This is a genomic window from Oceanobacillus longus, assembly GCF_042650085.1.
GTDB classification, from domain to species: Bacteria; Bacillota; Bacilli; order Bacillales; family Amphibacillaceae; genus Oceanobacillus; species Oceanobacillus longus.
In genome coordinates this window covers 601376-622055 of record NZ_JBHSAO010000001.1, presented here as the reverse complement: position 1 = coordinate 622055, position 20680 = coordinate 601376, and the positions used below count along the sequence as shown (strand labels likewise).

The window sequence follows — 20680 nt, the reverse complement described above, 5'->3', positions numbered from 1 at the left end:
TTAATATACCTGGGCTTTTTTTCTTGGTATTATTTTTTATATCTGAGAATAGGTATTCTTGCTGCTGTCGTTTCATCCATTCGTTTAACAATTGTGTTATGAGGTGCTTCCTGAACAATTTCAGGATTGTCTTTCACCTCTTCCGCGATTGCAAGCATAGTATCGATAAAACCATCCAAAGTCTCCTTTGATTCCGTTTCGGTTGGTTCCACCATTAGTCCTTCCTCAACATTTAATGGGAAATAAATTGTTGGTGGATGGTAGTTGAAATCCAACAGGCGTTTAGCAATATCGAGTGTTCGTACCCCTAATTTTTTCTGTCTGCTCCCAGATAATACAAATTCATGTTTGCAATGCTGTGGATACGGTAATTCATATTCTTTCTCCAATCTACGCATCATATAATTAGCATTCAATACTGCATATTCGCTTACCTTTTTAAGGCCTTCAGCACCCATTGTACGAATGTACGTATAAGCTCGTAAATTGATTCCGAAATTACCATAGTATGGTTTTACTCTGCCAATGGATTGTGGTCTGTCATCTTCAAAAATAAATTCATTGTCTATTTTTGTAATTACCGGTTTAGGTAGGAAAGGTTCTAGTTCTTTGGATACTCCAACTGGGCCTGATCCAGGTCCACCACCACCATGGGGGCCAGTAAATGTTTTGTGAAGATTGAGATGCACAGCGTCAAATCCCATATCTCCAGGGCGAGTATAGCCCATGATTGCATTCAGGTTCGCTCCATCATAATAGAGCTTACCGCCTGCTCCATGTACAATTTCAGCCATTTCGAGTATTTCTGTTTCAAACAATCCAAGTGTATTTGGATTTGTAAGCATAAGTGCTGCTGTATCGTTACCAACGACCCGTTTTAGGTCTTCCAAATCGACTATTCCTTGGTCATTTGATTTCACGGTTACAGCATCAAAACCAGCTACCGCAGCCGATGCAGGATTGGTACCGTGGGCAGAGTCAGGAACAATAACCTTCGTTCGATTAAAGTCTCCATTTGATTCATGGTATGCTCGAATCATCATAAGCGCAGTCCATTCCCCATGTGCTCCTGCGGCTGATTGCAAGGAAACTTCATGCATGCCAGTAATCTCTTTTAGTGAGGTTTGCAGATCATAAAGCATTTCCATTGCACCTTGAACCGTTTTCGGGTCTTGGTAAGGATGTATATGACTGAAACCTTCCAATCTCGCAACATCTTCATTGATTTTTGGGTTATATTTCATCGTACAGGAACCAAGTGGATAAAATCCGGAATCTACGCCGTAGTTTCTATTGGAAAGTCCTGTGTAGTGGCGCATGATTTCAAGTTCGCTTACTTCCGGTAATTCAGGTGGGGTCTTCCGAATATATACTTCTTCCAATTCTGAATCCAAATCGAATTCAGTGACATTCCACTCCGGAAAGCTGTAGCTTGTTCTTCCTTCTTTACTGCGTTCAAAAATTAATGGAAAATCCTGATTAGCCATTGATATCCCCCAATTCTTTTACAAATGCATCAATTTCTTCTTTTGTGCGAATTTCAGTTACCGCTACTAACATATAACCTTTTAATTCGGGATAATCCCGTTCTAGGTCATACCCACCAATAATACCCTTTTCAAATAACTTCTTATTAATTTCAGAGACCGAATCAGAAAGTTTCACTACAAATTCATTGAAAAATGGACTTTCAAATACGATTTCAAGATTCGCTTCTTTAAGGCTGGATTTCGCATACCTTGCTTTTTGCATATTTAAGGTTGCCATCTTTTTTAATCCGTGTTTTCCGATGGAACTCATTGCAACTGAACTTGCAAGTGCATTTAAGGCTTGGTTGGAGCAAATATTTGAAGTGGCTTTATCGCGACGAATGTGCTGCTCCCTAGCTTGCAATGTTAAAACAAATCCTCTTATACCATCTTCATCTTTCGTTTGCCCAACAAGGCGACCAGGTACTTTTCGCATTAACTTTTCAGTAGTTGCAAAGTATCCACAGTGAGGGCCACCGAATTGCGCCGGGATACCGAATACTTGAGTATCACCTACAACGATATCTGCCCCAAATTCACCAGGAGGAGTAAGGTATCCAAGTGCCAATGGATTGCTTGAAACAATAAACATTGTCTTCTTTTGCTGATTGATTAGCTCTTCCACTTTTTGTAGTGGTTCAATTTGACCGAAAAAGTTAGGGTACTGAATAACAACACCTGCAATAGTATCATCCAATTCCTGTTCCAAATGATCAAGATCAGTTAAACCGTCATTTAATCCAATTTCCACTATCTCCACATTTTGACCTCTTGCATATGTTTCAATTACCGCACGTGATTCTGGATGAACCGCTTTGGATACAAGTACTTTTTTTCTTTTCGTTTGAGCGGCACTTAAATTAACTGCTTCTGCCAGTGATGTTCCACCATCATACATGGATGAATTGGCTACAGGCATACCGGTTAATTCGGAAACCATCGTCTGAAATTCAAAGATTGCCTGGAGTTCTCCTTGAGAGATTTCTGGCTGATATGGTGTGTAAGCAGTATAGAATTCAGAGCGTGAAATAACATGATCCACGACAGATGGAATAAAATGGTCATATACTCCTGCACCTAGGAAGGAAGTATACTCGGTTAAATTTGCATTTTTATTTGCCATAGCAGTAAGTTCTTTTTTTAACTCATATTCATTTGCAGGTTTCTTCAGATTTAATTCCCCTTGAAAACGTACGCTGTTTGGAATGTCTGAGAAAAGTTCATCCGTTGACTCAATACCAATTGTATCAAGCATCTCCTGTTTGTCGGTTTCAGTCATAGGTAAATAACGAAATTCCATTACTAGTTCCCCCTCTATTTATCTCGTTTGTAAAATGGAGTTTTTACAACTTGAGCTTTAAGTGTGCGTTTTCTTACCTGTACCTCCAATTCAGTACCTTCTGTTGCAAATTGTGAATCGATCAATACGAGTCCAAGATTTTTATTCAGTGTAGGTGATTGGGTCCCTGAAGTGACAAACCCAACCTCCACGTTATCTTTACAAACAGGGTAACCATGACGCGGAATTCCTTTATCAATCATTTCGATTCCTGCCAATTTTCTTGTTGTCCCATTCTCAACTTGTTCTTTTAATACTTTTTTGCCAATAAAATCGGCTTCTTTATTTACTTTTACAGCAAATGTCAAACCAGCTTCGACAGGTGTAATATCTTTTGATAATTCTTGACCGTACAGGGCGAGTGTTGCTTCAAAACGCAGTGTATCTCTGGCACCAAGTCCTATTGGTTCAAGACCTGCATCATTACCTGCATCCATAATCAGATTCCACAATGCGGCTCCTTGCGATTTTTCAATATATATTTCGAATCCGTCTTCCCCTGTGTATCCTGTGCGAGAAACAATTGCAGGCTGGTTCAAACCAGTAAATAAAACATGATCCATAAATCTAAAAAATTTAATTTCACTTAAATCTGTATCGGTAACTTTTTGCAGTATTTTTTCCGATTCTGGCCCTTGCAGTGCCAATTGAACGTATTCGTCTGAAATGTTTGTAATGGAAAGTTCATCGCTATTATACTGATTGTTTTGTACAAGCCATTCATAATCCTTCTCTGTGTTTGCTGCATTTACAACAAGTAAGTAATTGTCAGCTGCAAGCATATAAATAATCAGATCATCAACCGTTCCTCCATTTTCATAACACATGATTGTGTACTGTGCACGAGAGGGAACTAATTTTGCAACATCATTGGTTACTAAATGTTGCAAAAATTCCAAGCTTTTCGGTCCCTTAACAGAGATTTCACCCATATGGGATACATCGAAAAGCCCCGCTTTTGTTCGAGTTGCTTCATGTTCCTTTTTAATGCTGGAAAATTGTACAGGCAGATCCCATCCTCCAAAGTCAATCGTCTTTGCCCCATGTTTTTCATATTCAGGAAATAAAGGTGTACGTTTCAATTCACTCATCCCAACACGCTCCTGTTCTTTAGTTAAAAAAATGCACAAAAATAGAGATCTCTTCCAAACTGAAGAAATCTCTGTCCTTAAACCAGAAAGTTGCATACCTGCACGTTAGAATATAGCCAATTCGTACAGATACTTGCTTCGTGGGTGGTTTACATACTGTAAACACTCTCCAGAGTTGCGTCCTACAAGAGTCTTTTTGCCTGAGAGATTCGCTCTTAACTTGCTCCTTCGGCGTTACTAATCGTAAGCTCTCCCCTTGTAATCATCCGCTGATGAAAAATCCATATTTGGTTATACTATGTACCAGTATCAAGAAAATCTATTTCTTTTTGAATTATATCATAATTAAAAACAAATTTGTAGTAAAATCCAAATTTTATTAGTAGGAAGTGGAATTATTATATGGATTCTATTCATATTGAAAAAGAATTAACCTTTATAGATCAACTAGAGTCAGTCATTGATAAAGATGAGCAAATTTCCAGTTGGGATCTTTTTTCAATGGCCTACCAAGCTGAACTTACGACAATTGCTCCATCGTTTAATGGGTTGCGTTCGCTTGAGTATCTTCCACATATGGAGTTTCTAGATCATCAAATCGAAGTAGCCGAACAAGCAATTGAAAGGATGAATGGCAGAGCAATATTGGCCGACGAGGTCGGTTTGGGAAAAACCATCGAAGCAGGACTTATTTTAAAAGAATACATGATTCGAGGCTTAGTAAGAAATGCCCTTATTCTGGTTCCGGCTTCCCTTGTCAATCAGTGGGTAAATGAATTAAATGAAAAATTTTATATTCCAGCAGTAGCTCATCGAAAGAACTACAGTTGGAAAGATAACTCAGTAATTGTTTCTTCGTTGGATACTGCAAAACGTCCTCCGAATCAGGGTGAGATTCTCGAGATGGAATATGATTTCATTCTTATTGATGAGGCGCATAAGCTGAAAAATCATAAAACGAAAAACTATCAATTTGCCCGTGCATTAAAAAAGAAATATTGTTTACTATTAACTGCAACCCCCGTGCAAAATCGTCTGATTGAAATATTTAATTTGATTACAATTCTAAAACCTGGACATTTAGGAAGCTATGAATCGTTTATTGATAAATTTGGAAAAGACCGAAGTAAGCTCGAACAAGATCCATATTTAAAGCAGTTGATTCAAAAGGTTATGATCAGGAATACAAGAAAAGCAACCAATCTTAATGAATCGAAACGCAAAATTGAAACAATCTGGCTTGATTTCCCTGAAGCAAGTCGCGATGTATACGACCACTTGGTAAATATTTCTCTAGGATTCTCGACTTTTTCGAAAATAACTTATTTAAGAGAAATCTGTTCTTCACGCGAAGCATGCTATATGTCATTAAGTAAAATTGCGGAACAGAAAAACAATGAAATTGTAATAAAGCCTTTATTATCCAAAATCGAGCAGCTTCCACATCACATAAAAGCTGATAAGATTGTAGAATTGATTAAATCATTAGGTGATGAGAAGGTCATTGTATTTACGGAATATCGAGCGACCCAATTTTATTTGCAATGGTATCTGCAACAGCACGGTATCTCATCTGTGCCTTTCCGAGGTGGATTTAAGCGGGGAAAAAAAGATTGGATGAAACAACTTTTCAAGGATCATGCGCAAGTGCTCATTGCAACGGAAGCTGGCGGAGAAGGGATTAACCTTCAATTCTGTAGTCACTTGATTAATTATGACCTTCCATGGAATCCAATGCGTTTGGAACAAAGAATTGGTCGTATTCACCGATTTGGTCAAAAAAGGGATGTGCATATCTATAATATCGTTATCCGTAATACAATTGAAGAACATATCCTTAATCTCTTGTATGAAAAAATTGACCTGTTTGAAAAAGTTGTGGGGAATCTGGACGATATTCTTGCAGAACTAAATATACAAAGCATTGAGTCAGAAATGGAATCCATTTATAACGAATCTACATCTTCAGGTGAAGTGAGAATTAAATTAAATAATCTATCATCCATCATTAAAAGTACACCAATCCATAATACAACTGAGGAGAAGCTTTATGGCAATAACTAATTTGAATTCATTTTTATGTGATTATTTCTCAGCAAAGAATTGTGGGATTATCCACAACAATGAAGGCGTATTAAAAATACAGTTGAATGAACAGATGGACCGGGAGCTCATGAATCGACCATTTTATTGGCATTACATTAAAAAAATTGGACGTGATGGTGATCCAATGCAACTCACAATGATTACAAATCCAAAAAAGCGTGATGTCCCTGGTGAATGGATTCATTTTGGAAGTCCAAGACTGCAACAGATAATGAATAACCTAAAGTGCAATGAACGTTTCACAAAACTGTTTCAGAAAGTGAATACAACAAACAAGGTACCTCTATATCCATGGCTAGTTACTAATATTAAGGTTAGTTATCAAGGGCAGCATAAAAAAGATGAAGTTTTCTCTATCGGTCTGCATCTGGTGAATGGCAGAATGAAACTAGATATGATGACAGAATTGGGTGAGCTGGAGTTGCAGACAAAAATATCTGATTTCTGCTTTACAATCTCTCCTATCATAAAACTGAGAAGTGGTTATTTGAGAATTGAGGATGTGATAACGAATTATATTTATAATCAGGAACATCAATGGGCAAAAAAGTCATTGGAAATACTGGATGAAGAAATTCGAACGCTGAAACATTTTTACGAAGGAGAGACGGAAACGGAACAAATGAAGAAAGAAATGGATGAATTAACCAAGCGTTATGACCCGAAAATAACAATAAGTATGATCAATGGCGGGATATTTTATCTCAAAGAAGACGCATTATAAACCCACTAGTAAACAAAAGCGCAAGCGCCCGTTTAGGGACTACGGACTGGACTGATCTGTAGGAGATTGACTTATCGTATGGGGTGAAGGAAGTCTCGCTAGTCCCTGGGCGCTGGAGCTGGACGCGGCCGTTTATGTGGGAGAATTATTTGCTGAGAAAAAGTTTATACTTTCTTACCTCTTTAGACAACTAAGGCATTCGCCAAGCCTTTTGGCGAGTGCCTTAGTTGCACTTATGCAAATAGAAAAGTTTTATACTTTTCTACCAACGAAAAAGAATAGCAGTCCCGTTTATCTGCTATTCTCATTCTCCTTTTGAAACATTATTCTTATTGTAAATGGGAGCATTCCAAGCCATTTGCTTGTATAAATAGGATAGTCCTTTTTTTGCTTTTTCCGCTTCTGCTTTTCCTCTGAAGATAAGTCCATATAGGAGATCAACTGCTCGGTAATAAATTTCAAATAATCATTTCCTGACATATGAAGCCCCACCCTATGTTTAAGTTATACCCTTATCCTTTGCATTATGAAAAAATATATTCAAAAATTTTTTAATTTGAAGAAGGAATTTAGCAAAGCCTGTCGAATATATTATTTGTTGGATTTTATAAGGAGGTGAAAAATTATTGAATCCTGCAGCGAAATTATCTAATAACCTTCTGAACGCTTCGTTCATAGCAAATGCTTCCGATATCCACTTCTATCCATTTCAGGATCATACCGACATCTATTTCCGCATTCTAGGGAAACGAATATTCCATAAAAGAATTCGAATGGAACAGTATCAATTACTTCTTACTTACTATAAATTCATATCTGGAATGGACATTGGTGAATCGAGGAAACCTCAGAACGGTACCATTGCTCATAAATCAGATTCCAAATTATTTTCATTGCGAATTTCAACACTCCCTCTCAATCATACAGAAAGTCTGGCTATAAGGATTCTTCCACAGGACACGACACTCTCTTTGGAACAACTATTTCTTTTCCCAAACCAATTAAATAGAATTAAGAAATGGATTACGAACCGTGCGGGGATCATTCTATTTACAGGCCCTACTGGGAGTGGTAAAACTACAGCTCTATATGCACTTCTGGAATCCATTTTACAGGAAAAATCTTATCAGACGATTACATTGGAAGACCCAATTGAAAAGAATATGGAACACATTCTCCAAGTGCAGGTAAATGAAAAAGCTGGGATCACGTATCAAACTGGACTGAAAGCAGCCCTACGTCATGATCCCGATATTATTATGGTGGGAGAAATTCGTGATAAATATACGGCGCGATTTGCCTTTGAAGCTTCTTTGACAGGACATCTTGTTTTAAGTACTCTGCACGCAAAAAATGCTGCAGGCACGATTCACCGTTTAATTGACATGGGGATTGAAGAAAGTGACCTTAAACAGTCCCTCATCGCAGTGGCAGCATTAGAATTGCTCCCCTTACAAATGAACGATGTAACACGCAGAGCTGCAATACTTGAATTGCTGGATGGTGAAATTCTAAAGAGTGTTGTAGAAGGCAAGGAACATACGAAACCAGAAATGTTCCATTCATTTGAGTATTTAAGAAAGAAGGCTTTTGCATATGGATTCATTTCTGAAGAGATTTTCAATTCGTAACAGGAAGTTAAACAGTGATTTACAACTCCGCTTTCTTCGTTTACTACATCGTCTATTAACAAATGGCTATCCCTTATTGGAAGCATTGGAAACGATAAAATGGGATAAAGAAATGGACCAAACGACAGAGGTGATAATTACTTCATTGAAGGAAGGTTCAACCATTGATATCGCATTTGAAAAAGCTGCTTTTCATCCTACTATCACTTCTTACTTATATTTTGTACAAGGGAATGGAGATTTAACAGGAAGCATTGAAAAGTGTGCTGCCATGTATAATCATCGAATAAAATATATAACGAAATTTCAGCAGGTAGCCAGATATCCATTAATTTTATTCTTCGCCTTCATGTTGCTTCTCTATTTTATCAAGACAAGTATTCTTCCCTCTTTTCAAGATCTTTTCCAAACAAGTGCAGAAGCATCTATGACTGTGTCGCTTTCCATTGTAATTATTGAATTACTTGGTAACACCCTATATTTTGTTTTTGCAGGGTTTGTCATTGCGGTTGTTATATGGAATTTGACAAAGCATCGATTGTCAATTGAGAAACAGATGAAAATTTATGGAGCAATCCCAATCTACAGAAGATTTTTGAAGCTGCAAACCTCTTTTCACTTCGCTGCACATTTTAGCTCTCTTCTAAAAACCGGTATGTCATTTCGGGAAATTCTTCAACATATGTCCAAACAACAAAAATTACCCATCATCGCTTATTATGCAAACCGAATGACAACCGAATTATCAAGGGGAATTCATATTGAAAGTTTACTGACGGCATTTAGTTTTATGGAAAATCAATTAACCGCTATTTTCCGTAAAAATGCGGATGTGCATGCTTTGGAAAAAGATCTAACTATATACTCAGAGCTGTTGATGGAAGAAATTCAAAGGAAAATATTAAAAAGTATTACATTAATCCAACCAGTATTTTTTCTGATTCTCGCCAGCTTTATCGTTTTTATCTATATAACACTGATGTGGCCGATGTTTCAGTTAATGAAAACAATATAGAAGGAGTTAAAACAATGTTTAATAACAATAAAGGTTTCACCCTGATTGAAATGTTAATCGTATTGATGATTATATCGGTTCTAATTATTCTTATCGTTCCAAACCTTGGAGATAAAGGAAGTGAAGTTCACAGTAAAGGATGTGAGGCGCTTGTCAGCGTTGTTCAGGCCCAAGTAGATGCTTATTATATTGACAAAAATGAATATCCGTCGACTTTAGATGATTTGGTGCCACACTATATAAATGACGAACAGAAAAAATGTCCAAATGGGAAAGAACTACAATATATGACCGATGATGAAGGAATTAAAAGAATTGTTGCTAAACCAGACGAATCGTAATGGTTTCACCTTGCTGGAAGTCCTATTTGTATTAACAACATTATCTATCATATTATTACTTTTCCCTCCGATTAATATGGATGCAATCGAAAAAAAGCAGGAAAAGCAGTTTTTAGAGACTTTTCAATTTGATGTGCTGTATGTCCAAAGTTTAGCATTAAATACAGATAAGAAAGCTTTCATCCGATTATATAAGGATCATTATAAAATATTCCAAGGTACTAATAAGACAATTGCGGAAAGATTTTACCCCTCCGGAATGCTTATTGACCCAAGAGGAAATGTCGATATTAATTTCAATGAAAATGGAACATTTTTATACCCGCGCACGATTAAAATAACGACAAAACATGCGGTTTATGATGCCGTATTTCAACTTGGGAAAGGCAGGTTTTACATTGCAGAAAAATAATGGATTTACGCTGATCGAAGTTTTAATTGCTTCCAGTATTCTTTTCACCACAGTTGCTGTTTTTATACCGCTTAGTTTTTTAGTGGATGCGGAGCAAAAATTGTTAAGTGATCGTCGTCAGTTGGCATCTATACTCCATGATGAATTGCAGCATGTGATTTGGGATACTCCTGGAGAACTTCCCTTGAAATATACTGAAACAGTAAATTCCATTCATGCCCGATTTGAATTTAATATAGAACAAGAATTTATTAAAGGATGTGTCTGATGGAATAATGCAAAGCAAAGAGAGGAAAGATTATGTTTGTATGGGTTACAGGCATCGTGAAAAAGGTTTTACATTTGTTACACTACTATTAATGATTACAATCCTATCTAGTACGTTGCCTTTTTTAAGCTATCTGATTCAATTCGCAGACTATGAGCCCAATTACGATGAAATTTCTGCACAGCAATTCTTTCATTTTATTCGGAATGATGTTATTAAATCAACAACCATAGAAGCAAGTGGAAAGAAATTGTACTTAAACCAAAAATATGAAGATGTGACAGCTACAATTGAGTTATATGGCAGTTTGATTAGACGTCAGGTAAACGGACAAGGTCATGAAGTTTATTTAAGGGATGTAAAGGATATTTCTTTTACCTCCCTCCCCTTTGGAATCCACGTGTCAGTAACGATGTTGACAGGAGCGAAACATGAGAAAACTATTATCCACTACCAATAATCAACATGGGTTTATCTTGCCATATGTATTATTTATAACGACATTAGCTTTGATATTGATCACTGCTCACATTCATAGTTACCAACTTGGGATAGAGATAACTGACAGGTATGTACAGCAACTAAAAATGGAGACGCTTTTTCAGATGGGGCGTGAAAGAATAAAAACAGATATCGATGAAATAGCTGTTCCGGGTACATTAAATTATAATTTCCCATACGGAGAAGTGCGTATCGAGGTACAGGAGATAGAACAGAATAACTATGAATTATTCTTTACTATCACTACAAATTCAAATAACCATATTTACGCGATTAAAAATATTTTAGAAGTCGAAGAAAACTTGACAGAATAAGCTACATTTTATAACAATCTCTTTAGTAAGACCTCTATTTGGTAAATGATTTTAGCCCATTCAAGGATATGATTGATGGAAACTGCAAAAACTAAAATATATAGCTAAACTTCAAATGTTTAATGACATTCGTTTACATTCTATTAAACGTCGTATATAATAAAAATGAAAAGGCTACATAAAAGGAGGGGGAAGACACATGGATCGTATGTTTCGTGTACTTGCCTTTTGGACAGGTATTTTTACAGTAATGTTTTATGTCGGTGACATGATGAATACTGCACTCTTATTCCTCGTTCAAACGGCGTTTTTCCTTACAGTAAGTTATTTGAAATTATCTGAACGTATGTATATGTATTTATTTGGAGCGTATTGCACCGTATTTATGGTCGGCTTTACTTGGTATTCTGAATTTATACTTGTACCGGGTTTCGGACATTAAAATGAAAAACCCCTGCATGGAGCCATGCAGGGGTTTTTCATTTTGTTGTACTTTATATCCTTACAAAGGGATTTCTTTGCTTTTCCATACCAATCGTAGTTTCTGGACCGTGTCCGGGATAGACGGTATATGTATCGTCTAAAGGATATAACTGATTGCGAATACTCATTTCGAGCTCATTCCTATTGCCTCCATACAAATCCGTTCTTCCTATCCCTTGATAAAATAGGACATCCCCGCTTACAATAAACTGTTCTTCTTCAAATACAAAACTTACACTCCCAGGCGAATGTCCCGGAGTATGTAAGACAGTAAAGTTAAATGGGCCAAGCTGCATTTTTCCAGGGTTTAATGTGAATTCTGCAGGACTGGCAGTGATTTCACTATCCTGCATTCTCCCAGAACCGTTCTTCATTGGATCCGACAGCCAGGATACTTCATTTTCATGAATAAAAACTTCTGCGCCGGTATGTTCTCTTATTTCCTCTAGTGCTCCAATATGGTCAAAATGTGCATGCGTTAATAAGATAGCTTGGAGATGGAAATTATTTTGGTATAGGAATGCGGAGATTTTCTCCACTTCAGCACCCGGGTCAATCAGCAATGCTTCCTTCCCCTCGTAAATTATATAACAGTTAGTACCAATAGGTCCTAAAGACATACCTTTAATATTCAATATAAAACCTCCATATAATCACAGATTAGTAATCCGAAAACGTTTTTATTATAACTCGACAAAAACAAACGAATGCTTTAAAATAGAAATAGATTGTCTTAGTTACATAATAATATAAAAGTATTCCCTAATACAATTATTAGTGAACTTGGTTGTCACCAAGCTTTTAAGAGACGACCTTAGTTGCACTTATGCAGTAAGAAAGGATTTATAATTTCTTAACTGCCAAGCTATTAGGAATACAGCTTCAAAAGGAGGATGAAATTTATGCAGCATATTGTATTAGCAATCGTATTGTTATTTGTAACATTACTGGCTGTCGTATCAGTCATTCGTCAACTTAAATACAAAAATCTATTTGCTTTGGCTTTCTCAGCGATTACAGCATTAGCATTTGGATTCTTCTCAATTGCAACGATTTTATCAGAGATTGGGATCATTAATTAAGCAAATTGTTCCAAACAAAAAGTTAACTTTAACGAGTTAACTTTTTTAATGTGAAAAAAACTGCTTTCAGTTTTTTACTGAAAGCAGTTTTTATTCTTATTATTTATTCTTCCTCTTCGAAATTAATAAATCGAAACAAATCTCCATAAATCAAATTGTCAGAATAAGATAATTCTGCTTCAACTTTTTCTTCAATAGGCGAACAAACATTTGCTTCTCTGTCTTGATTTTCAGTTTCTGTGTCGGTTTCAGTTTCACTTGTAATTGGTTCACCGGTTTGACGATTATAGCAGATACCTGCCGTAGAAACGTATTCATCACTTATAAAATCACCATTTCTTAAGGCGATGTATTCCTTCCTATCTTCAGAAAAAACATCATTTCCAAAATAAATATCATCTTCGGCTTCAATCCCCAACAGACTTAAAATGGTCGGTTTCATATCAATTTGGCCTGTAATATCTGAGATTACTTCCCCATTACCATCACCGGGAATATGAATAAATAATGGTACTCGTTGTAATTGAACTTGATCGTAAGGAGTAATCTCTTCTTTATCCAAATACATACTCATTGCTTTATTGTGGTTTGCACTGATACCAATATGATCCCCCATGATAACTATCATGGAATCTTCGTACAAACCAGATTCCTTTAGCTGTCCGAAGAAGTCTTCAATAGCCTCATCCATATATCTAACAGCCGGAAAATAATTATTTAGTGTATTTGAATTAGAGTTATAAGGATCAATTGACGTGTCTTCTTCATCCATCTCAAATGGAAAATGGTTGGTCAACGTAATAAATTTCGAATAGAATGGTTGTTCCATCGATTGTAAATACTTGATGGATTGTTCAAAAAATGGCTTATCTTTCAAGCCCCAACCAATTGAATTTTCTTCTGATACTTCATATGCTTCTTCACCATAGAAGTGATCGACTCCGAGGCTTTCATACATCCCTTCCCGATTCCAAAAGCTTTTGTTATTTGAATGGAGTACTGCTGAAGTATAACTTTCTTTTTCGATTATTTCCGGTAGGGCATGGTATTCGTTACCACCATGTGTAAAGAATACAGCCCCACGTGATAATGGATAAAGTGAATTTTCTACTAGAAACTCGGAATCAGAAGTATTTCCCTGGCCCGTTTGTTCATAGAAGTTATCAAAATAATACGTGTCTTCATTCGTAACAAGACTGTTAAGGAAAGGTGTTACTGCTTCACCATGAAGTTGATTATCGATAACGAAATGCTGGAGCGATTCGGCATTTATGAATATTACATTTTTACCTTCAGCGGCTCCAAACTTATCGGACTTCTCAACGACTTTTATGTTTTCATTAATGAAATCCTGTATTTCAGGTAATTCATTTCCATCAGCGAATACACGTTGAGATTCTGTTTTGGAATGTACAACTAGATCATAAACATGATAATTGAACAAACCAATATTTTTCACAAGATATTCACGATCAAATGCTCGTGTAAATAATTGTGGTCTCTCCATTTCTGCTAAGAAAAAGTTACCTGCTAACAGCACAAGTGAGATTGCAAGCGCAAAGACTTTCCCGCTCTTCGGATATTCAACAGCCAATTCAGCTTCTTGTTTTTTACTTAAATACCATATAATGGCAGCATCAACAAAAAGCAAAATGTCTAAAGGCTTGATCAGTGTCATTATACTTGATCCCAAGTCAGACATATTACTTCCCATAAATAATTGAGGAATGGTTATAAAGTCTGTGAATTGACGATAAAACACTAGGTTTGCAAAAACAATAAATGTTACAAACAAAGCGGTATATCTAATGAATTTCATTTGACGTGATGTTTTATTGAACCATACACTGATAGCGAATATCAAAAATGCCGATACAAATGGATTTATAAATAAAATAAACTCCTGCATCATGTTTTCTAATTCAATATTAAATAAAAATCGATAAACAATATATGTTTTAATTCCAAAAAGCAATGCCGCTATTATATATAAAGGCATTGTAGGTAGTTTAAACTTCATGATTCTTCCTCCTATAAAACTCTCTCCATATTATTCTTTTCGTTTTAATTACTAAATAAAATTGCTCTCTCATTCTTTCCCTATTTGATGGAAATGTAAACTAAGGTTTACACAAACAACTATTATATAAGACGTAATAGGCATTCAAAAGGTTTCACTATATTTACATTATGTTAATAAATAGCTTTTCGTTAGATTACCATTTTAGTAGTAAGAGGAGGAAAAACAACGCCTAAACACTTCTATGCATTTTATCCAAAACCAAAAATGCGCCACCTATAATACCAGCATCATTACCAAGATGTGCTGCTTTTATTTCACAAGCTTCAATTACCCTAGGTAATGCATGCTTTTCAAATGCAATCCTAATCTCGTTTATTAGCTGATCGCCGGCAGTTGATACTCCGCCACCAATTAAAACCTTGGATGGATTAATAATAACACCCATATTTGCAATCACCCGGCCGAGTATATCTGCAGTATTTTTAATTATACTGTTTGAGATGGAATCGCCATTTTTTGCTAATTCAAAAACGTCTTTTGAAGTGATTCGTTTATTTTTTTTGTATGTTTCTCCAAGTAGGCTATCAGGAAACGCTTCTATTTTTTCCATCGCCTGTCTTACGATTCCTGTTGCAGATGTAACCGTCTCCAGACAACCACGATTTCCGCAATTACATGCATAACCATTCTCTTCCACATTTATATGACCCAGCTCTCCCGCCATGCCATTTTCTCCACTGAGTATAGAACCGTTGGCAATAATACCACCGCCGACACCAGTACCGAGTGTGATTGCGATCAAATTTTTAGCTTGGTTACCTGCTCCAGTCCAATTTTCACCGAGAACGGCAATATTAGCGTCATTTTCCACAAATACCGGTAGGCCGGACTGTTCTTTCAATTGATTTGCCAAATCAAAATTTTTCCATCCGATATTTACAGCTTCATATACAAATCCTGTTTCTGTATCAATAAAACCCGGTGCTCCTACTCCTATGCCAATAATTGAAGTATTATTCAGGTTTAGTGAATCTACTTTTTCACGAACTGATACCCAAATATCATTAACAATAGCCATTCCGCCATTCGAAATGTCTGTTGGGATTTCCCATTTATTAAGGATTGCACCATTATTTTCAATAATTCCTATTTTTACAGATGTTCCACCAATATCGATTCCAATAAGAAATTCTTTCATGCATTATTCGCTCCCTTTTGTCTAGCAATTCTATTTTTCTCTCTTACAAGTAAAAGTTTAGCCACTTGATATTCTTGAATTTTTATAAATTTCATTTGATAGAGTTCGTCGATTTCCATTTCCATAAGGTTTAGATCACCTAATCTGTCACCAGTGTAAATAAATGTACCATATCTTTTAAGCAATTGTTGTATATCATAAATTGAATTCATTATAATCACCACTCTTCATTATATCAAAGATTTTCGATTTAAGGTATTAATAATAAAAGACCCGGATATGATTATCGATCCGGGTCTTGTGGATTTAGGAATGTCGGTCTTCGATTCTTTAATGGGATTGGAGTACGTATGAGTATGTCACGAAATGCCTTATATGAAAAGGGCATAAATGGCCAAAAATATGGGATATGAAATGCTTTCATTTTCGTAATATAAATAATCCAGATGGTTATCCCCAAAGCATATCCTGCAACACCAAATGCGGCGGTAGTCAGCAGCAGAAAAATACGGGTCAGTCTGTTGGCCATACTCATTTCATAGCTTGGTGTCGCATAGGAACCGATAGCCGCAGTAGCTATATAGAGGATGACTTCATTCGTAAACCACCCTACTTCAACAGATATTTGACCAATCATAATGGCTGCTACTAGACCGAGTGCCGTGGCTAGTGAGGTCGGGGTATGGATGGCTGCCATCCGAAGCATATCTAAACCGAGTTCAGCAATTAGAAATTGAACAAGTAATGGAATGACACCGGCATCATTTGGACCAATAAATTCTAGTCCACTGGGCAACAAATCCGGATTGGAAGAAAAAAGATAATACAAGGGCAGAACGATGATTGAAAATAGTACCGCAATAAAACGGACCATTCGTAAATATGCACCAATCATGGGTTTTTGCCTATATTCTTCAGCATGTTGCATATGGTGCCAAAACGTGGCAGGAGTAATCATAACACTTGGTGATCCATCAATAATAACCAGAATATGCCCTTCATATAAATGTGCCGCAGCAGTATCCGGTCTTTCGGTATATCGAATGGAAGGATAAGGATTCCAGTGCCTGCTGCTCAGAAATTCCTCAATCGTTTTCTCAGCCATTGGTAGTCCGTCCGTATCAATACCTTCTAATATTTTTTTAAGTTCATCTACCTTTTCTCCATCCGCTATATCTTCAAGATAACAAACACAGATATCTGTTTTTGATCTTCTTCCGATCTGCAAATACTCCATTCGCAAGGAACGATCACGTACTCTTCTGCGTGTTAATGCGGTATTGAAAACGATTGTTTCCACATATCCGTCCCTTGAACCTCTGACTACCCGTTCCAAATCTGGTTCTTCAGAAGATCTAACCGGATAAGTACGGGCATCAATCATGATAATTTTGTTGACACCCTCTACTACTAATGCAGTTGTACCTGCAAGAACAGCGTCAGTAGCTTGATTCAAATTATCCTGCTGGTCTATTTCCATATATGGAATATATGTTTTCAACAATTTAGCTAATGGGTCAGGTTTTAAATCATCAGGTTCAAGTTTAGAAAGAAACTTCATCAGTAAATGAATGATATCATCTTTTGCAAACCCATCGATCATAAACATTGCCATTTTTCTTTCAGCGTATTCCAAATCCAGTTTGATAATGTCGAAACTCTTATCGACAGCCAATCGATCCGTAATATAGTCTACATTTTCCTGATAGCTATCGTACATTTTTTGCTCGTTTTCTTTCATCTCATCTCACCCGACATTTTTTAAGGATACAGATAGTTTGTTACCGAGATGCTTTTCTATACCTCTGTATGTAAACATAATTTTAAGGCAAAACACATACCTATTATAGACAAGTTATAATCAAAAGCGGAAGTTGGTCGATTAGCGATGCACGGAGTGTTCCTGCGGGGATAAAGGAAACCGAAAACCTAAAGGATATGGGGGTGACACGTATGAAAAAATGGCGGTTACCGTTAATCATTATATTCAGTCTTTTACTAGTGTTAACAATTTTACGCAGTGGACATTCTGAACCAACGGTAAGTTTCTTCCCGTTAGATACAGATAGTATGATGGAACATACACTAACAACATTGAAATTATTATCAGAGGAAGGAATCAACACCTATAAAATTGACTGGAAGGTAGAATCTGCGAGCGATAAAACATTGTACCTAAGGCAGGATGTTTCTCTTCTATTTGATAATGGGAGATTACGTGGAGTCAGAAGTAAATGGGTTCAAAATACGAATCGGATAAAAATAAACGAAAGACTAAAAAGTGAGGACTCCAGACATCTTCAAAGCATTTCATTTCACCATGGTGAAAATCATTATTCCGAGGAAGATATCCGAAGTATTCAACAGATGTCCTATGATGAGCTATATGTTATTGACTCTCCAACAACTCCTATAGCATCTTTTAAGACGCCAGAAAATCGATATGAAATGGAATGGAAAGAATTACTCGATCGAGCTACCAAACAACAATTGCTTTTTCATTGGCATGAATTACTTAACCACTTTAATATAGATGTAGAAACCTATACGACTTTTCCACTGATTGATTTGTATAGATATAATAATAATCCACTTCCAACTATGTCCCAAGAAGAAACAAATAATGCTATTGGAAGGCTGTGGGAAGGCTTATATAAGAATTACATCATTCCTGCCTTAGATCCACCAAATGATAAATTAAACAGCTTTATGCCTCTTATCTTAATCGATAAACAAAGCACACATCTAATTGTATTATTTGAATTGAATGGAAAGAAAGAGCAATTAATACAAAGACTACCCAAATAACAAATGAATTAAATGAAGCCAAAATAAAATGCGCTTTTTTATTTTGGCTTTTCTCCTGTAATCTCTTCATACAAACTTATAAAATCTTCATTTTCTGGTTTTAATTCATAAGCTGTGGTTATCATTTCATTGGCATCTTCTAATTGTCCATCATTATAATACAAAAGAGCGAGGTTGTAATATGCTTCAGGTACTGTTGAGTCTGAAGCGATACTTCGTTCAAGGTCCAAAATAGCAAGATTCATCTCATTTAGTTCGATATAGGCATAGGAACGCTGAAACAAAATTGCTCCTTCCACTTCTCCATCTAATTGCAAAGCATCCGTTGCAAGGCTAACCACTTCTTCAAATTTATCTTCCATACGTAACTGCTCCATCTGCATTAGTTGGTAGGTTTGACTGTTTAAATTATTACCTATCCCGAATACAGCGATGCTTCCAACGAGTAAAATATAAATGAAGACAGCAGAGAATTGTAATTTAACATTTCCTTTTTTCGGAAGATGAACAACAGCAGAGGCAATGAATCCGGTCAGCAGTCCTCCGAGATGTGCACCCATATCAATCTGAGGAACTAAAAATCCTAAAACAATATTAATCATAATAATAATTAATATACTGTTTCCCATTGTTTGCAGGAAGATACGTTTATAGATTAGTCCGAAGAAAAGCAAAGCCCCAAATAAGCCAAATACAGCACCAGATGCTCCGGCAGAGACACTGGTAGTAAATGCAAAACTTGAAAGACCCCCTCCAATTCCTGCTAAAAAGTAAATGATTAAAAATCTTAGTTGACCATAGATCCTTTCTACTACTGTACCTAAATAATAGATAGCCAGCATATTCATGAAGAGATGCAGGAAACCAATATGAAGAAACATCGAACTAACAACCCGCCACCATTCCCCATCGATGATGTCAGGATTATATTTAGCTCCCATTTCGATCAATGTATCAATCGAGGAGCTCCCTCCATTCATCTCAAGTAAGATAAACATAAGGACATTAATAGCGATCAATATGTATGTAAAATAAGGTTTGCCATAGGAGAACAAATTTTGTTCTTCTTTTCTTTTACGTTGCAGGAAGTCAGAGAGATATCCTTTATATTTCATTACACTTTTTTCTTTTACTTCCTCACTGTACTCTTCCGGCTTTATTAGAAGTGAAAGTTTCAGGTCTCTTTCCAGTCTCTGAAGTTCATTATATGAATCTTCATCATCCAAATAAAAAACCTTCATCTTTAGTGGGTTTTTCTCCTTAAGCTGCATCGGTTTTTTTAATATTTCCCAATCGTCTACGGGGGCATGTGAAGAAACATAAACATTAAACAACTCAATTTGTTTACTACGTGTTAACTTCTTCATTGGCTTCGATTTTTGAAATACTTGAGCAATATCTTTTTTTAAATGGTTTTTCCAGTCAAACCCCTTATGGACTAATCGAATGACCCTTGATTTTTTATTTTCATACTTTTCCAGCCATATTTCATCGACTTTCTCATCTATATGCAGAATATCATAATTATTTTCTGATACGAGACTATAAGCTGTATAATACAACTTATATTGTTCATCCAAAAACATAAATTCACCTTCCCCCCATTTATCATAGCAGAACTAATTTCAATTGGATAGAACAAAAGCACACCGGTAATATCAGTGGAATCAACTAGTAATATATTTTTCAAGGCTGTTTTCTAAAAGTCTGAGACTGCATTTACCTGTTCCATCGAAGAATTGTTGCTTTTTTAACCTTCGCAATTTTATCTCCATTCTGTGATATGTAAACGTTATACAAACAAAAAGAAGCCAC

At 36.2% G+C, this 20680-nt stretch carries 22 protein-coding genes and 1 riboswitch; of the genes, 12 read left to right on the top strand and 10 right to left on the bottom strand.

Translation table 11 applies throughout. The annotated features are described in order from the left end of the window. Nucleotides 1-29 precede the first annotated feature (29 nt). From gcvPB to gcvT, 3 genes are read right to left on the bottom strand one after another with little or no spacing between them, the layout of a single operon-like run. Complete coding sequence (gcvPB, locus tag ACFOUV_RS03165; protein ID WP_379495307.1) at nt 30-1487, bottom strand: aminomethyl-transferring glycine dehydrogenase subunit GcvPB; 1458 nt, start codon at nt 1485-1487, stop codon at nt 30-32. Next, on the bottom strand, nt 1480-2829 hold the full coding sequence (gene gcvPA, locus ACFOUV_RS03160) for an aminomethyl-transferring glycine dehydrogenase subunit GcvPA (protein ID WP_379495306.1): 1350 nt from the start codon (nt 2827-2829) through the stop codon (nt 1480-1482). The genes gcvPB and gcvPA overlap by 8 nt, the downstream gene beginning before the upstream one ends. A 14-nt stretch (nt 2830-2843) precedes the next feature. After that, entirely contained in the window at nt 2844-3959 is a 1116-nt protein-coding gene (gene gcvT / locus ACFOUV_RS03155) for a glycine cleavage system aminomethyltransferase GcvT (protein WP_379495305.1), read from the bottom strand. A 178-nt stretch (nt 3960-4137) separates the two neighbouring features. Then, nucleotides 4138-4225: riboswitch (glycine riboswitch) on the bottom strand. A 136-nt stretch (nt 4226-4361) separates the two neighbouring features. Here gcvT and ACFOUV_RS03150 point away from each other — a divergent pair. Together ACFOUV_RS03150 and ACFOUV_RS03145 are read left to right on the top strand one after the other, a co-directional pair. Further along, entirely contained in the window at nt 4362-6023 is a 1662-nt protein-coding gene (locus ACFOUV_RS03150) for a DEAD/DEAH box helicase (RefSeq protein ID WP_379495304.1), read from the top strand. After that, a complete protein-coding gene (locus ACFOUV_RS03145; RefSeq protein WP_379495303.1) occupies nt 6010-6789 on the top strand; it encodes a YqhG family protein in 780 nt (259 codons plus the stop codon). Before ACFOUV_RS03150 ends, ACFOUV_RS03145 begins: the two co-directional genes overlap by 14 nt. A 291-nt stretch (nt 6790-7080) precedes the next feature. Here ACFOUV_RS03145 and ACFOUV_RS03140 read toward each other — a convergent pair whose 3' ends face one another. Continuing rightward, nucleotides 7081-7269, bottom strand: coding sequence for a YqzE family protein (locus ACFOUV_RS03140; RefSeq protein WP_379495302.1), 189 nt, complete (start codon nt 7267-7269; stop codon nt 7081-7083). A 146-nt stretch (nt 7270-7415) separates the two neighbouring features. Between ACFOUV_RS03140 and comGA the strand changes: the two genes are divergently transcribed. From comGA to ACFOUV_RS03100, 8 genes are all read left to right on the top strand, one after another. Next, nucleotides 7416-8420 carry a competence type IV pilus ATPase ComGA gene (gene comGA / locus ACFOUV_RS03135; protein ID WP_379495301.1) on the top strand — a complete coding sequence of 335 codons (1005 nt, stop codon included), beginning with the start codon at nt 7416-7418 and terminating at the stop codon, nt 8418-8420. Then, nucleotides 8386-9435: a competence type IV pilus assembly protein ComGB gene (gene comGB / locus ACFOUV_RS03130; RefSeq protein ID WP_379495300.1), complete on the top strand. Its 1050-nt coding sequence runs from the start codon at nt 8386-8388 to the stop codon at nt 9433-9435. The genes comGA and comGB overlap by 35 nt, the downstream gene beginning before the upstream one ends. 14 nt (nt 9436-9449) lie before the next feature. Then, nucleotides 9450-9776, top strand: a complete 327-nt coding sequence (comGC, locus tag ACFOUV_RS03125; protein ID WP_379495299.1) for a competence type IV pilus major pilin ComGC — start codon at nt 9450-9452, stop codon at nt 9774-9776. Beyond that, nucleotides 9751-10188, top strand: a complete 438-nt coding sequence (gene comGD, locus ACFOUV_RS03120) for a competence type IV pilus minor pilin ComGD (RefSeq protein ID WP_379495298.1) — start codon at nt 9751-9753, stop codon at nt 10186-10188. The genes comGC and comGD overlap by 26 nt, the downstream gene beginning before the upstream one ends. Then, nucleotides 10175-10456, top strand: coding sequence for a pilus assembly FimT family protein (locus ACFOUV_RS03115; RefSeq protein ID WP_379495297.1), 282 nt, complete (start codon nt 10175-10177; stop codon nt 10454-10456). The genes comGD and ACFOUV_RS03115 overlap by 14 nt, the downstream gene beginning before the upstream one ends. A gap of 7 nt (nt 10457-10463) precedes the next feature. Further along, complete coding sequence (locus tag ACFOUV_RS03110) at nt 10464-10916, top strand: competence type IV pilus minor pilin ComGF (RefSeq protein ID WP_379495296.1); 453 nt, start codon at nt 10464-10466, stop codon at nt 10914-10916. Beyond that, nucleotides 10888-11271 (top strand): hypothetical protein, encoded by a 384-nt coding sequence (locus ACFOUV_RS03105; RefSeq protein ID WP_379495295.1) that lies wholly within the window; start codon nt 10888-10890, stop codon nt 11269-11271. The genes ACFOUV_RS03110 and ACFOUV_RS03105 overlap by 29 nt, the downstream gene beginning before the upstream one ends. Before the next feature lie 199 nt (nt 11272-11470). Further along, complete coding sequence (locus tag ACFOUV_RS03100; RefSeq protein WP_379495294.1) at nt 11471-11713, top strand: DUF2626 domain-containing protein; 243 nt, start codon at nt 11471-11473, stop codon at nt 11711-11713. 52 nt (nt 11714-11765) lie between these two features. Here the strand turns inward: ACFOUV_RS03100 and ACFOUV_RS03095 are convergent, their stop codons facing one another. Beyond that, complete coding sequence (locus ACFOUV_RS03095; protein ID WP_379495293.1) at nt 11766-12389, bottom strand: MBL fold metallo-hydrolase; 624 nt, start codon at nt 12387-12389, stop codon at nt 11766-11768. Between the two features lie 267 nt (nt 12390-12656). Between ACFOUV_RS03095 and ACFOUV_RS03090 the strand changes: the two genes are divergently transcribed. Next, nucleotides 12657-12836 (top strand): DUF2759 family protein, encoded by a 180-nt coding sequence (locus tag ACFOUV_RS03090; RefSeq protein WP_379495292.1) that lies wholly within the window; start codon nt 12657-12659, stop codon nt 12834-12836. A gap of 103 nt (nt 12837-12939) precedes the next feature. Here the strand turns inward: ACFOUV_RS03090 and ACFOUV_RS03085 are convergent, their stop codons facing one another. From ACFOUV_RS03085 to ACFOUV_RS03070, 4 genes are all read right to left on the bottom strand, one after another. Then, complete coding sequence (locus ACFOUV_RS03085) at nt 12940-14856, bottom strand: LTA synthase family protein (protein WP_379495291.1); 1917 nt, start codon at nt 14854-14856, stop codon at nt 12940-12942. Between the two features lie 232 nt (nt 14857-15088). Beyond that, complete coding sequence (locus tag ACFOUV_RS03080; RefSeq protein WP_379495290.1) at nt 15089-16057, bottom strand: ROK family glucokinase; 969 nt, start codon at nt 16055-16057, stop codon at nt 15089-15091. Beyond that, complete coding sequence (locus tag ACFOUV_RS03075) at nt 16054-16269, bottom strand: YqgQ family protein (RefSeq protein ID WP_379495289.1); 216 nt, start codon at nt 16267-16269, stop codon at nt 16054-16056. The genes ACFOUV_RS03080 and ACFOUV_RS03075 overlap by 4 nt, the downstream gene beginning before the upstream one ends. Nucleotides 16270-16340: 71 nt before the next feature. Next, nucleotides 16341-17798, bottom strand: a complete 1458-nt coding sequence (locus ACFOUV_RS03070; RefSeq protein WP_379495288.1) for a spore germination protein — start codon at nt 17796-17798, stop codon at nt 16341-16343. Nucleotides 17799-18010: 212 nt separating this feature from the next. On the opposite strand from ACFOUV_RS03070, the gene ACFOUV_RS03065 reads away from it, so the two are divergent. Continuing rightward, nucleotides 18011-18865: a hypothetical protein gene (locus tag ACFOUV_RS03065; protein ID WP_379495287.1), complete on the top strand. Its 855-nt coding sequence runs from the start codon at nt 18011-18013 to the stop codon at nt 18863-18865. Nucleotides 18866-18903: 38 nt separating this feature from the next. Here the strand turns inward: ACFOUV_RS03065 and ACFOUV_RS03060 are convergent, their stop codons facing one another. Beyond that, nucleotides 18904-20451 (bottom strand): rhomboid family intramembrane serine protease, encoded by a 1548-nt coding sequence (locus tag ACFOUV_RS03060; protein WP_379495286.1) that lies wholly within the window; start codon nt 20449-20451, stop codon nt 18904-18906. Nucleotides 20452-20680 lie beyond the last annotated feature (229 nt).

Bases quoted from the DNA above. Each gene is read 5' to 3' on its own strand.
- ACFOUV_RS03150 (WP_379495304.1), top strand. From the start codon at position 4,362: ATGGATTCTATTCATATTGAAAAAGAATTAACCTTTATAGATCAACTA.
- ACFOUV_RS03140 (WP_379495302.1), bottom strand. From the start codon at position 7,269: ATGTCAGGAAATGATTATTTGAAATTTATTACCGAGCAGTTGATCTCC.
- ACFOUV_RS03060 (WP_379495286.1), bottom strand. From the start codon at position 20,451: ATGTTTTTGGATGAACAATATAAGTTGTATTATACAGCTTATAGTCTC.
- gcvT (WP_379495305.1), bottom strand. From the start codon at position 3,959: ATGAGTGAATTGAAACGTACACCTTTATTTCCTGAATATGAAAAACAT.
- ACFOUV_RS03145 (WP_379495303.1), top strand. From the start codon at position 6,010: ATGGCAATAACTAATTTGAATTCATTTTTATGTGATTATTTCTCAGCA.
- ACFOUV_RS03085 (WP_379495291.1), bottom strand. From the start codon at position 14,856: ATGAAGTTTAAACTACCTACAATGCCTTTATATATAATAGCGGCATTG.
- ACFOUV_RS03070 (WP_379495288.1), bottom strand. From the start codon at position 17,798: ATGAAAGAAAACGAGCAAAAAATGTACGATAGCTATCAGGAAAATGTA.
- gcvPB (WP_379495307.1), bottom strand. From the start codon at position 1,487: ATGGCTAATCAGGATTTTCCATTAATTTTTGAACGCAGTAAAGAAGGA.
- ACFOUV_RS03090 (WP_379495292.1), top strand. From the start codon at position 12,657: ATGCAGCATATTGTATTAGCAATCGTATTGTTATTTGTAACATTACTG.
- comGB (WP_379495300.1), top strand. From the start codon at position 8,386: ATGGATTCATTTCTGAAGAGATTTTCAATTCGTAACAGGAAGTTAAAC.
- ACFOUV_RS03100 (WP_379495294.1), top strand. From the start codon at position 11,471: ATGGATCGTATGTTTCGTGTACTTGCCTTTTGGACAGGTATTTTTACA.
- ACFOUV_RS03110 (WP_379495296.1), top strand. From the start codon at position 10,464: ATGCAAAGCAAAGAGAGGAAAGATTATGTTTGTATGGGTTACAGGCAT.
- ACFOUV_RS03075 (WP_379495289.1), bottom strand. From the start codon at position 16,269: ATGAATTCAATTTATGATATACAACAATTGCTTAAAAGATATGGTACA.
- ACFOUV_RS03080 (WP_379495290.1), bottom strand. From the start codon at position 16,057: ATGAAAGAATTTCTTATTGGAATCGATATTGGTGGAACATCTGTAAAA.
- gcvPA (WP_379495306.1), bottom strand. From the start codon at position 2,829: ATGGAATTTCGTTATTTACCTATGACTGAAACCGACAAACAGGAGATG.
- ACFOUV_RS03065 (WP_379495287.1), top strand. From the start codon at position 18,011: ATGAAAAAATGGCGGTTACCGTTAATCATTATATTCAGTCTTTTACTA.
- comGC (WP_379495299.1), top strand. From the start codon at position 9,450: ATGTTTAATAACAATAAAGGTTTCACCCTGATTGAAATGTTAATCGTA.
- ACFOUV_RS03105 (WP_379495295.1), top strand. From the start codon at position 10,888: ATGAGAAAACTATTATCCACTACCAATAATCAACATGGGTTTATCTTG.